Here is an 11,654-nt window from a genome sequence, read left to right as displayed (position 1 = left end):
TTGGCACGACCGCCGCCTGGGTGCGCAGGCACAGGACCTGTGCGCCGAGGTGGGCGACTTCGTGCTCAAGCGCGCCGACGGCCTTTGGGCCTACCAGCTCGCCGTGGTGGTGGACGACGCGGCCCAGCAGGTCAGCGACGTGGTGCGCGGCGAGGACCTGGCCGACAACACACCGCGCCAGATCCATCTGCAGCGTGCGCTTGGGCTGCCCACGCCGCGCTACCTGCACACGCCGCTGGTGCTGGCAGAGGACGGGCAGAAGCTGTCCAAGCAGAACGGTGCGCAGCCGCTGAAGCTGGACCAGCCGATCGACGTGCGCAAGGCGCTGCGGACTGCGGCGGATGCGCTGGGCCTGGCGTCACTGCCAGGCGACGACGACACCGCCGCGCCGGCCGACTGGCTGGCGCAGGCGGTGTCAGCCTGGCGCGCATTGCATGCCCCCTGAAGCCGGCACGCACCCCCGGGACTGGCGATGTCATCGGTCAGTGGCATCATGCTGCCCCTGATTCACGACCCTTTGGGACGAAAGAGAACCCCCATGACGACCACCCCCAGCGGCCTGCAGTACGAAGACCTGGCCACCGGCAGCGGCGAAGCGGCCAAGGCCGGCCAGAGCGTGACGGTGCATTACACCGGCTGGCTGTTCGACCCGGCAGCACCCGACAACCGTGGCCGCAAGTTCGACTCCAGCAAGGACCGTGGCGAGCCCTTCGAGTTCGACCTGGGCGCCGGCATGGTGATCCGCGGCTGGGACGAAGGCGTGCAAGGTATGCTGGTTGGCGGCACCCGCATCCTGACCATCCCGCCAGAACTCGGCTACGGCCCGCGCGGCGCAGGCGGCGTGATCCCGCCGAACGCGACACTGGTCTTCGAAGTTGAGCTGCTGCCCACGCCAGAACGCGCTTCGCTGCAGAAGACGGACGTTGTGATTGGCGAAGGCGCCGAGGCCGTCGAAGGCAACAGCGTGACCGTCCACTACACCGGCTGGCTGTTCGACGCCGCCGCCGCCGACAACCGCGGCCGCAAGTTCGACTCCAGCAAGGACCGTAACGAACCCTTCGAGTTCGACCTGGGTGCCGGCATGGTGATCCGCGGCTGGGACGAAGGCGTGCAAGGCATGCTGGTCGGCGGCAAGCGCGTGCTGGTCATCCCGCCGCACCTGGGCTACGGCAAGCGCGGCGCAGGCGGCGTGATCCCGCCGAACGCCACGCTGGTGTTCGAAGTCGAACTGCTGGGCGTTTGAGCCCTGCGGCAGGCCTGGGCGCGCTCAGGCCTGCCGCGCCTTCTCCGCCTGCACAAAGCGCAGCGCGTCGTCCGCCAGCCTGCGCATCAGGCGGGACAAATCGGCAAGCTCCTGCTTGTCCCAATCGGCGAGCAGCGAGGTGATGATCTTCTCCCTCGCGCCGTCCAGCGCCGTGGTCATCACCCGGCCCTTCTCGGTGATGACTGCCTGCTTGATGCGAGCGTCCTGCTCGTGCACCTGCCGGGCCGCCAGGCCCAGGCTCTCCAGCTTCGTGACCTGCCGGCTGACGGTGGTGTAGTCCCGCCCGCACAGCTCGGCCAGTTCCTTGATGCCCAGCGGCCCACGCCGCTCAATGCGCACCAGCAGCGGGAACAGCGCGCGGTCCAGGTCGATGCCGGCCATCTCGATCAGGGCGGCGTCCGGCTGAGGCCGGTTCAACACGCCGGTGAGGTCCATCAAGGCCTCGCGAAGCTGCAGCATTTCTCGTTTCATGGGCATTGGGTAGGAGCGGTTCGGTCAAATAGGTGCAAAATACACTCATTCAGAAATCTAAGCAGCGCGAGAGGCATGTTGCCCGCCGCGCACTGAACGGAGTTGTATATGAAAGCAGCGATCGTGACGCAAGCGGGCCAGGCCCCGGTCTTTGGCGACTTTGAGACACCGGCGGCCAGCCCCGGCAAACAGCTCATCCGGGTCACGGCTTCGGCCATCAGCCATGTGACCCGTGGCCGCGCCTCGGGCAAGCACTACAGCGCCAGCGGCGCCCTGCCCCTCATTCCGGGCGTGGATGGCTCGGGCGTCACCGAAGACGGCCAGCGCGTCTATTTCCTGATGCCGGAACATCCGTACGGCGCAATGGCCGAGCACTGCCTGGTCGACGCAAAAAAACTGTTGCCCTTGCCCGAGGGCCTGGCCGACGAAACCGCCGCCGCGATGGTCATTCCCGCGATGTCGTCCTGGGCGGCGCTGGTCGAACGCGCGCAAATGCGCGCCGGCGAAACGGTGTGGATCAATGGCGCCACCGGCGCTTCCGGCCGGCTGGCGATCCAGGTGGCCAGGCACCTGGGGGCGAAAAAGGTCATCGCGACCGCACGCAACACCGGCGCTTTCGACGACCTGCGGCGGCTGGGTGCGGACGTGACGATTGCGCTGACGCAGAACCGCGAGACGATGGCGCAGGCCTTCGAGCACGAGTTCGCACAAGGCGTGGACATCGTGCTGGACTACCTGTGGGGCCCGAGTGCCGAGACGCTGATCGTTGCCGCCGCAAAGGCCAGCCCGGATGGCTTGCCGGTGCGCTTCGTGCAGATCGGCGCGATCAGCGGCGCCGACATCACGCTGCCAGCCGCCGCGCTGCGATCCACCGCGCTGCAACTGATGGGCAGCGGCATCGGCAGCGTGCCGATGCCACGGCTATTCAAAGCCATTCAGGGCGTGCTGGCGGCGGCACCAGCAGCAGGCTTCGAGATTGCGACCCACGTGGTGCCGCTGGCAGAGGTGGGGCGCGTTTGGGCGGACGAGGACAGCGCCTCGCGCATCGTGCTTCGGCCCTGAGCCGGCTCAGGCCGGCCAGCGCACCACCGCCCGCAAGCCCTGTGGTGTGGCGGGCTGTAGCTCGACGGTTGCCCCGAACGCATCGGTGATCTCGCGCACGATGGCCAGGCCCAAGCCCGAGCCTTCGGTGTCGCCCGCCGCGCGGAAGAAGCGCTCGAAGACGCGGGGCAAGGCCTCGGGCGCGATGCCGGGGCCGTTGTCTTCCACCGTCAGCTCGGCGCCGCCTTGGGGCAACGTGCGCAGGCCCACGGTCACGCGGCCGCCCTCCTGGGTGTAGCGCAATGCGTTGTCCAGCAGGTTGCTGATCAGCGCGTCCAGCAGCGCAGGCTCGGCCATGACCTGCACCGCCTCGCCGCTTGCGGGCAGGTCCAGCCCGAGGTCGATGTAGCGGCGGTCGGCCAGCGCAGCCAGTTGCTCCACGCAGTGCTGCGCGGCCTGGCCCAGGTCCAGCGGCACGAGCCGGGTGCGCACGTCGGCATGCTCGGCCTGGGCCAGCAGCAGCAGCTTGTTGGTGACGGCGATCAGCCGGCGGTTGCTGGCCTGCATTTCGCGCCACAGCGTGTCCATGTCCTCGCGCCGGGTGTCCCAGTTCTTACGGTGCTCGCGGGTGTAGCGGGCGAACTCGATCTGCGAGGCCTGCAGCGCCAGCGGCGTGCGCAGTTGGTGCGCGGCATCGGCAATGAAGCGGCGCTGGGCCTCGCTGTGGGCGCGCAGTTGCGCGACGAAGCGGTTCAGCGTGTCGGCCACCGGGCGCAGCTCGCTGTGCAGGCCGTGGGTGTCGACCTCGAAGTCCAGCCGCAGCGGGTCGCGCTGGGCGAGTTGCTCGCGCAGGCGCAGCACCGGGCGCAGTTCCCAGGTCAACGCCAAAGTTGCCAGCACGATGGCCAGCGCAAGGGCCAGCAACAGGAACTCCATCGACGGCCAGAACAGCGCGCGCAGCATGCGGTCGCGGCTGCCGGTCGTCTTGCTCACGGTGAGCGTGACGGGATGGCCGCCGCCGACCTCGTACATGTCGCGCCGGGTGATGACGGCGCGCAGCGGAAGGCCGTCGAACTGCGTGTCGTACCACTGCGCCTGGTCCACGCCCTGCAGCTGCAACTGCGGCGGCAGCGGGAAGTTCGGCGAGCCGGCCAAGAGGCGACCGTCGGAATCGGTCACGCTCAGGAACACACGGTCCCGCGCCTCGGAGCGGAACAGGCTGAGCGCGGACGGCGGCACCGTGGCCTGGATCGCATCGCCCTCCCAAATCAGCCGCTCGGCCAGCACCTTGGCCGAGGCCAGCAGGTCGTGGTCCTGCACGTAGTCCGCCAGCGCCGCGGCATTGCGCCAGTTCAGCCAGCCGCACAAGGCGACAAACAGCGACAGCGGCAGCAGCAGCCACACCGCGAGCCGCGCGCGCAGGCTGGACAGGAGGCGCTCAGCTCTCATCGCGCGTGCGCAGCAGGTAGCCCAGGCCGCGCAGCGTGATGATGGTGGCCTGGCTGGTTTCCAGCTTCTTGCGCAGCCGATGCACGTAGAGCTCCAGCGCGTCCAGGCTGGGCTCGTCGTCCAGGCCGTAGATGCTGTCCAGCAAGGCCTGCTTGTCCACCGTGCTGCCGGCCTTGAGCATCAGGGTTTCGAGCAGCGTGCGCTCGCGCGGCGGCAGCGCTAGCTCGGCGGCGGCCAGCGTGAACTGGCGCGTGCGCAGGTCGTACAGCAGATCGCCGCAGGCAATCTCGTTGGCCTTGCCCGGCATCTGCCGCCGCACCAGCGCCTTGATGCGCGCCACCAGCTCGCGGCCCTCGATGGGCTTGACCATGTAGTCGTCCGCGCCGATCTCCAGGCACAGCACCTTCTGGTCCAGCGAGGCGGTCGCGGTGAGCACGATGACCGGCACAGCATCACGCCGCTCGCGCAGCCGCCGCAGCACACCCTTGCCGGGCAGGCCGGGGATGTTCAGGTCCAGCAGCACCACGTCGTAGTGCTGTTGCTGCAGTTGCAGGTCGGCCGCATCGCCACTGTCCACGTGGTCCACGACAAAGGCCTGCTCGCGCAGCAGGCTGGCGAGCCAGTGCGCCAGTTCGGCGTTGTCTTCAACCAGCAGGAGTTTCATGGGACAGGGTTCAGGGAGGCGGTCGATTCTACGGAGCGCAGGCATTTCGCGTGGGGACAGGCCCAACCCCTTCACCGTTCGTCCTGAGCTTGTCGAAGGGCCAGCTCGCGAGGAAGTGCCTGTGTCAGGCGCTGCCGCTCGGCGGGCTTCGACAAGCTCAGCCTGAACGGTTGGAAGTGGAGGCAAGCGAGACACCCTTCGACAAGCTCAGGGCGAACGGCGGGAAGCGTGTGCGGCTAGGGAAAACCAGCAGGGTTGCCGACCCTCGCCGAAAGCTGGCCGAAGGACGCGGCTGCCTACAGTGAACCCATCAAACCAAGGAGACTCGCATGCACCTTCCCCGCCGCACCCTGCTCGCCGCCAGCCTGTTCACCGCCCTCGCCGCCACCGTGCCGGCCCAGGCGGCCGATGCCAACACCGTGACCGTCATGGTCGGCGGCATCAACAAGATCATCTACCTGCCGGCCAAGCTCACCGAGGTGCTGGGCTACTTCAAGGACGAAGGCCTGGTGGTGGACCTGCAGTCGCAGCCCGCCGGCGTGGACGCCGAGAACCAGCTGATCGCCGGCGCGGTGCAAGGCGTGGTCGGGTTCTACGACCACACCATCGACCTGCAGAGCAAGGGCAAGGAGATCCAGGCGATTGCCGTGCTGTGCAAGGTGCCGGGCGAAGCGCAAATGGTCTCGACCAAGGCCGCGCCGACCTTCAAGAGCATGGCCGATGCCAAGGGCAAGACGCTGGGCGTGACCGGCCTGGGTTCGTCCACCGACTTCCTGACCCGCTACCTGGCCGAGAGTAAGGGCGTGCCCAGCAAGGACTACTCGCTGCTGCCGGTGGGCGCGGGCAACACCTTCATCGCGGCGATCAAGCAGGACCGCATCGAGGGCGGCATGACGACCGAGCCGACCATTGCCCAGTTGCTGAAGACCGGCGACGCGCAGGTGATGGTGGACCTGCGCACCGAAGAAGGCACTCGCGCCGCGCTGGGCGGCCTGTACCCCGCGGCCAGCCTGTACGTGCAGAACAGCTGGGCCGCCGAGCACAAGGACCTGGCCGCCAAGATGGCCCGCGCCTTCGCCAAGACCATGCAGTACATCAGCACCCACTCGGCCGAGGACATTGCCGAGAAGATGCCCAAGGACTACTACGGCAATGACAAGGCGCTGTATGTCTCCGCGCTGAAGGCCTCGCTGCCGATGTTCACCAGCGACGGCAGGATGCCCGCCGGCGGCCCGGAGACGGTGCTGAAGGTGCTGGCCGCGACCAAGCCGGCCATCAAGGGCAAGAACATCGACCTGTCCAAGACCTACACCAACGCCTTCCTGGCGGCGAAGTGAGAAGGAACCTGTCATGAGCACCGTCCTGCCATTGAACGCTGCGCCCGGCGCGCCGGCGATCGACTTCGACAATGTGTCCTTGCGCTTCATTTCCGCGGACGGCGACGCCACCGTCGCGCTGCGCAATTTCTCGATGTCGGTCGTGCGCGGCGAATTCATCGCCATCGTCGGGCCGACCGGCTGCGGCAAGTCGACCACGCTGAACATGGTGACCGGGCTGCTGAAGCCCACCGTGGGCAAGGTGCAGGTGATGGGCCAGCCGGTGGACGGCATTGACCCGCGCATCGGCTTCGTGTTCCAGGCGGACGCGGTGTTCCCGTGGCGCAGCGTGCTGATGAACGTGGCAGCCGGTCCGCTGTTCCGCGGCATGGCCAAGAAGGAAGCGCTGGAACTGGCCCAGCACTGGATCCAGAAGGTGGGCCTGGCCGGTTTCGACAAGCACTACCCGCACCAGCTCTCAGGCGGCATGCGCAAGCGCGTGGCGCTGGCCCAGACCTTCATCAACAAGCCCGAGATCCTGTTGATGGACGAGCCCTTCTCTGCGCTGGACATGCAGACCCGCACGCTGATGCAGGACGAACTGCTCAAGCTCTGGTCCAGCACCGGCGGCTCGGTGATCTTCGTCACGCACGACCTGGAAGAAGCCGTGGCGCTGGCGGACCGCGTGTTCGTGCTGTCGGCCCGGCCGGCCACCTTGAAGCGTGTCTATGAGATCGACCTGCCGCGGCCGCGCGTGATGAGCGAGGTGCGCTACGACCCGCGCTTCATCGAGCTGTCCAAGCGCATCTGGGCCGACCTGCGCGAAGAAGTCGACATCCATTGAGCCGCACACCAGGAGACATCATCATGACCGCCCTCGCCTCTCCCGTTGCCGGCGCCAAGCCCGGCACTGCCGCCCTGCCCGCCGCGCTCAGTGAAGCCGCGCTCGCCAAGGAATCCGAAGTCGCCCATGCCGCCATCAAGCGACGCCGCCTGATGATCATCGGCCTGCGCCTGGCGGTGCTGGTCGTCACGCTGGGCGGCTGGGAACTCGCCGCGCGCCTGAAGTGGATCGACCCGTTCTTCTACTCGCAGCCTTCGCTGATCTGGAACCAGCTGGTCGAATGGAGCACCGAGGGCACCTCGCAAGGCTCGCTGTGGCGCCAGGTGGCGGTGACGCTGGAAGAGACCGTGCTGGGCTTTTTGATCGGCTCGGTGGCCGGCGTGATCTGCGGCATCCTGCTGGGCCGCAACAAGCTGCTGTCGGACGTCTTCAGCCTGTACATCCAGATCGCCAACTCCATCCCCCGTGTGGTGCTGGGCTCGGTCTTCGTGATCGCGCTGGGCCTGGGCATGGCCTCCAAGGTGGCACTGGCGGTCGTGATGGTGTTCTTCGTCGTCTTCGGCAATGCCTTCCAGGGCGTGCGCGAGGCCGACAAGTACATGATCGCCAACGCGCAGATCCTCGGCGCCTCGCCGCGCCAGCTGACGACCGCGGTGGTCATCCCTTCGGCGATGTCGTGGATCCTCGCCAGCCTGCACGTGAGCTTCGGCTTTGCGCTGGTCGGTGCAGTGGTCGGCGAATTCCTTGGCGCCAAGGAAGGCATTGGCCTGTTGATCTCCACCGCCCAGGGCGCCTTCAACGCCAGTGGCGTGTTCGCCGCGATGATCGTGCTGGCCATCGTCGCGCTGGCAGCAGACTTCCTGCTCAGCCGCGCCGAGAAGCGCCTGCTGAAGTGGCGGCCGGCTGCGTTCTGACGCCCAACCATTCCTTTGGGGCCATGCAGGCCCCGTCCAACGGGGCGCTTCGGCGCCCCGTTGTCGTTGATGCCCACAAAGGCATGCAAACGCCGAAGCGACCTGCGCTCGCACTTCACACTGCCCGCCAACGACGCGCACAGCCTGCTGTTCCACCTCTCGGTGATGCGCGGCCAGATGGCAGGCATGATCCAGCAGGTCCAGACCTCGGCGCAGGCCGTCGCACAGGCTTCCAGCGAAATCGCCGATGGCGCGCAGGAGCTGTCCAGCCGCACCGAATCCCAGGCTTCAGCGCTGGAAGAGACGGCGGCCTCGATGGAGCAGTTTTCTGCCACCGTGCAACAGAACGCCGACAGCGCACAGACGGCCAACCAGCTGGCCCAGAGTGCCTCCTCGGTGGCCAGCGATGGCGGCCAGGTGGTGGCCGAGGTGGTGGAGACCATGAAGGGCATCCACACCAGCAGTGCCAAGATTGCCGACATCATCGGCGTCATCGACGGCATTGCCTTCCAGACCAACATCCTGGCGCTGAATGCCGCGGTAGAGGCCGCAAGAGCGGGCGAACAGGGCCGCGGCTTTGCGGTGGTGGCGGGCGAGGTTCGCAGCCTGGCTCAGCGAAGCGCCGAGGCCGCGCGCCAGATCAAGAAGCTGATCAACGACAGCGTAGAGCGCGTGTCCCACGGCACGGTACTGGTCGATCGCGCCGGAAGCACCATGTCGCAGGTCGTGACGTCCATCCGGCGGGTGACCGACATCGTCGGCGAGATCAGTTCGGCCAGCCGCGAGCAGAGCGCAGGCGTAGTCCAGGTCGGCGAAGCCGTCACGCAGATGGACCAGGCCACGCAGCAGAACGCAGCCTTGGTCGAACAGACGGCAGCCGCCACCGAGAGCCTGAAGCTGCAGGCCAGCCAGTTGCTGGAGGCGGTGTCGGTGTTCCGTTCGTCCGAAGCACCGGCCGTGAAAGCCGCCGCGCCTGCGCCGCGCCCGGCCAAGACTGCTGCCATTCGCCCCCGCGTGCCAAAGGCTGCAACTGCGGCACCGCGCGCTGCGAAGGCCGAAGCCGTCGCAGCGGCGCCGCGCACCGCGGATGGCGACTGGGCACAGTTCTGAGCGGCTGAAAGCAAAACACCCGGCCAGGGCCGGGTGTTTTTGTTTGACGGATCGAGCCTGCCTTATTGCGCCGTACAGCCTGGCGTGGTGCTGGCGGGGAAGCTGTAGTTCAATGCCTTGTAGTTCCAGGCACCGTTCTTTGGCACCTGGTATTGCAACAGCACCGGCACGCCAGCGGCTGGCGCAACTGCCGGCATTTCATTGCGCATGTGCTGGTACTGCACCTGGTTGCCGTCAGGTGCAGGCTCGTGCGTGAGCAGGTGCGTGCACTTGAAGCTTTGCAGGCTGCTGCCGCGGCTCGCAGACTGGTAAACGCGCAAGTTGGAGACCTTGCCTTCGACATGCGCGTTGAAGACCACGGCAATGCTGCTGCCGCCCAGGTAGCTCACTTCGGGATAGCCGGTGTCAAGCGGCGTGTCGGAAAAGGCAATGCTGTTCTGGCTCCAGGCCGGTCCACCTTCCGAGACCAGCGCGTTGAAGCGCCGGTAGTACGGAGTCTTGGCGTCGGCATAGACCAGGTGAATGTTGCCCTGGTCATCGGTCGTGGTGCTGAAGTGGCTGGCGTAGGGATCCACGTCGGCCTCGCTGTCCGGCGTGCCTTGGATCAGCATCTGAGAAGCTTGCCAGTTGCCGTTCCAGGCCGCGTCGGCGGGCCGTTGGGCCCACCAGATGTCGGCACCGTCGGCGATGACCATGCCGATGCTGTCCGGCGTGCGCACCAGCCGTGCGCTGAGCTTGGGCGCGTCGTAAGGCCGGTCTGCCGCCTGGTGGAAGGCGAGTCCGGTGTCGCTCCAGGTGCTGGCATCCTTGGCCCGGTAATACAATCGGAGCACGGCCGGGCCGCTCGACTGTCCGCTCTTGACGGTCTGCTCCAGGAACACCACCCAGAAGTTGCCGCTCTGGTCTTCCACCAGCGAAGGCACGTAGGCAGGCTTGCCCTTGAGCTTGTCCTTGCCGTCTCGCACGACCTGGCCCGGACCCTTGATCTTCCAGCTTTGGGTGGACGGGTCGTACTTCAGCGGCGCGAAGTTGATGCCTTTGTTGGCCGTCGAATAGACGACAGAGAGCAGCCCGCCATTCAGCGAGCCATCCGCTGAACTGTTTTCGTCGGAGTTCGCCAAGGTGAGCTTCTTGGTCCAGGTCACCCCATCAGGACTGGTGCTGAGTTGCAGCGCATCACCGGCGGTGGAACCGGTGTTGTAGAGCAACTGGAACTGCTGATCGGCCGTTACCCAGGAATGCTTCTGGTGCCGGAACGAGATCATCTTGTCCGCTTTGCTGCTCAGGTTGGTCTGGTCGCCTGGCACGGCCACGACGGTCGCCTGGGCGGCCGGCAGAAACAGGGCGCCAGCGGCAAGCACTGCGGCGGAGAGCATGAACGGGATCGAACGCATGGGCTGGAGACGCGGGGAGGCGTCGCAAAAAAGTTGACCGATTGTCTCAGGCACGGTCTTTTCCGGCCTCCTTCGATCAAGGGATACGCCGCGTGACTTTGTCACACTCCCGCCATCAATCCCCCCGCACCTCGCCCTCGCGCCGCGGGTCCGCGCCGCCCAGCCAGCCGTCCTTGCGGCGCTGCAGGGCCTGGATGCCGCTGGTCAGCTCGACCTGCTGGATCTGCTGGCCGCGCTGGGTCAGGGCTTGCACCGTGGCGGACGGGAAGCGGCCAGCCTCGAGCAGCGTGCTGGCGCTGTTGAAGTTGCCGAAGTTCGGCAGGTTGGCGGCTTGTTGCGGGTCCAGGTCCCAGGCCAGCATGCCCAGCAGCATCTTGGCGGTGTAGTGGATGATGACCCCGCCGCCGGCCGCACCGGTGCTGAGCTGCAAGCGGCCATCGCGCCGGTCAAACACCAGCGTGGGGCTCATGCTGGAGCGCGGGCGTTTGCCGGGCTGCACGCGGTTCGCCACCGGCCGGCCTTGCGCGTCGGTGGGCCGGAACGAGAAGTCGGTCAGCTGGTTGTTCAGGATGTAGCCACCGGGCAGGCCGGTGCCGCCGTCGGCCAGCAGGCCAGTGCCGAAGCTGGCTTCGACCGTGGTCGTGAACGAGACGGCGTTGCCCTGCGCATCGACGATGCTGATGTGGCTGGTGCCGTATTCGGGCTGCTCGGGCTGCGGGGCGTAGGCACCGCGTTCATCGCCGGGGCGGCCGGCGGCAACGGGCGAGGTGGCCGCGCGTTCACCGATCAGCAGCGCACGCTGGCGCAGGTAGGCCGGCGCCAGCAGGCTTTGCCAGCCGCCAGAGGGCGCAGCGACAAAAGCCGGGTCGCCGAGGAACTGGGCGCGGTCGGCAAAGGCCAGGCGCGAGGCTTCGGCGTAGCGGTGCAGGAAGGCCGGCTGCGGCAAGCCGTCTGCGCCCAATGCACTGCCGGTCAAAGGCGGCAATTCGTCGAGCAGGCCGAGGATCTGCATCATCGCGATGTGGCCCGACGACGGCGGCGGCACGCCGCAGACGCGCCAGACCGCACGCCAGTCGGTGCAGAGGGCTTCGCGCTTGACGGGCTGGTAAGCCGCAAGATCGGCCTCGGTGATGCGGCCGGGGTTGCTCGGGTGGCTGCGCACACGGCGCACCAGGTCGGCGGCCACC

Annotated in this window: 11 protein-coding genes and 2 pseudogenes; 8 read left to right on the top strand and 5 right to left on the bottom strand. The window is 67.3% G+C overall.

Going from position 1 to position 11,654, the window contains the following annotated elements; genetic code table 11:
• The 3 genes and pseudogenes from FKP22_RS09670 to FKP22_RS33800 all read left to right on the top strand — a co-directional run.
• Nucleotides 1–445, top strand: a 445-nt coding sequence (locus FKP22_RS09670) for a glutamate--tRNA ligase family protein (RefSeq protein WP_233446830.1), incomplete at its 5' end; no start/stop codon positions are given.
• A 93-nt stretch (nt 446–538) separates the two neighbouring features.
• Nucleotides 539–886, top strand: a pseudogene (locus FKP22_RS33805) (FKBP-type peptidyl-prolyl cis-trans isomerase); the annotation flags it as partial.
• Nucleotides 884–1,243: an FKBP-type peptidyl-prolyl cis-trans isomerase gene (locus FKP22_RS33800; RefSeq protein WP_375140569.1), complete on the top strand. Its 360-nt coding sequence runs from the start codon at nt 884–886 to the stop codon at nt 1,241–1,243. The pseudogene FKP22_RS33805 and the gene FKP22_RS33800, both read left to right, overlap by 3 nt.
• A 24-nt stretch (nt 1,244–1,267) precedes the next feature.
• On the opposite strand, the gene FKP22_RS09660 is transcribed toward FKP22_RS33800, so the two are convergent.
• Entirely contained in the window at nt 1,268–1,735 is a 468-nt protein-coding gene (locus tag FKP22_RS09660; protein ID WP_231011214.1) for a MarR family winged helix-turn-helix transcriptional regulator, read from the bottom strand.
• A gap of 108 nt (nt 1,736–1,843) precedes the next feature.
• Between FKP22_RS09660 and FKP22_RS09655 the strand changes: the two genes are divergently transcribed.
• Nucleotides 1,844–2,797, top strand: a complete 954-nt coding sequence (locus FKP22_RS09655) for a quinone oxidoreductase family protein (protein ID WP_141287283.1) — start codon at nt 1,844–1,846, stop codon at nt 2,795–2,797.
• A gap of 6 nt (nt 2,798–2,803) precedes the next feature.
• On the opposite strand, the gene FKP22_RS09650 is transcribed toward FKP22_RS09655, so the two are convergent.
• A complete protein-coding gene (locus FKP22_RS09650; protein WP_141287282.1) occupies nt 2,804–4,225 on the bottom strand; it encodes a sensor histidine kinase in 1,422 nt (473 codons plus the stop codon).
• Nucleotides 4,215–4,889: a response regulator transcription factor gene (locus FKP22_RS09645; protein WP_141287281.1), complete on the bottom strand. Its 675-nt coding sequence runs from the start codon at nt 4,887–4,889 to the stop codon at nt 4,215–4,217. The genes FKP22_RS09650 and FKP22_RS09645 overlap by 11 nt, the downstream gene beginning before the upstream one ends.
• A 329-nt stretch (nt 4,890–5,218) precedes the next feature.
• Here FKP22_RS09645 and FKP22_RS09640 point away from each other — a divergent pair, with 329 nt between their 5' ends.
• The 4 genes and pseudogenes from FKP22_RS09640 to FKP22_RS31900 all read left to right on the top strand — a co-directional run.
• Nucleotides 5,219–6,226 carry an ABC transporter substrate-binding protein gene (locus tag FKP22_RS09640; protein WP_141287280.1) on the top strand — a complete coding sequence of 336 codons (1,008 nt, stop codon included), beginning with the start codon at nt 5,219–5,221 and terminating at the stop codon, nt 6,224–6,226.
• A gap of 13 nt (nt 6,227–6,239) precedes the next feature.
• Nucleotides 6,240–7,049, top strand: a complete 810-nt coding sequence (locus FKP22_RS09635) for an ABC transporter ATP-binding protein (RefSeq protein ID WP_141287279.1) — start codon at nt 6,240–6,242, stop codon at nt 7,047–7,049.
• Between the two features lie 23 nt (nt 7,050–7,072).
• Nucleotides 7,073–7,963: an ABC transporter permease gene (locus tag FKP22_RS09630; RefSeq protein ID WP_141287278.1), complete on the top strand. Its 891-nt coding sequence runs from the start codon at nt 7,073–7,075 to the stop codon at nt 7,961–7,963.
• A gap of 129 nt (nt 7,964–8,092) precedes the next feature.
• Nucleotides 8,093–9,073: pseudogene (locus tag FKP22_RS31900) on the top strand (methyl-accepting chemotaxis protein); the annotation flags it as partial.
• 62 nt (nt 9,074–9,135) lie between these two features.
• On the opposite strand, the gene FKP22_RS09620 reads toward FKP22_RS31900, so the two are convergent.
• Nucleotides 9,136–10,467 carry a hypothetical protein gene (locus FKP22_RS09620; protein ID WP_170200825.1) on the bottom strand — a complete coding sequence of 444 codons (1,332 nt, stop codon included), beginning with the start codon at nt 10,465–10,467 and terminating at the stop codon, nt 9,136–9,138.
• Between the two features lie 115 nt (nt 10,468–10,582).
• Nucleotides 10,583–11,654: gamma-glutamyltransferase (locus FKP22_RS09615; RefSeq protein ID WP_211361354.1), on the bottom strand; the 1,072-nt coding region annotated here is incomplete at its 5' end.

The organism is Ideonella azotifigens (genome assembly GCF_006519715.1).
GTDB lineage: Bacteria > Pseudomonadota > Gammaproteobacteria > Burkholderiales > Burkholderiaceae_C > Ideonella > Ideonella azotifigens.
This window is presented reverse-complemented; position numbering and strand designations above follow the sequence as displayed.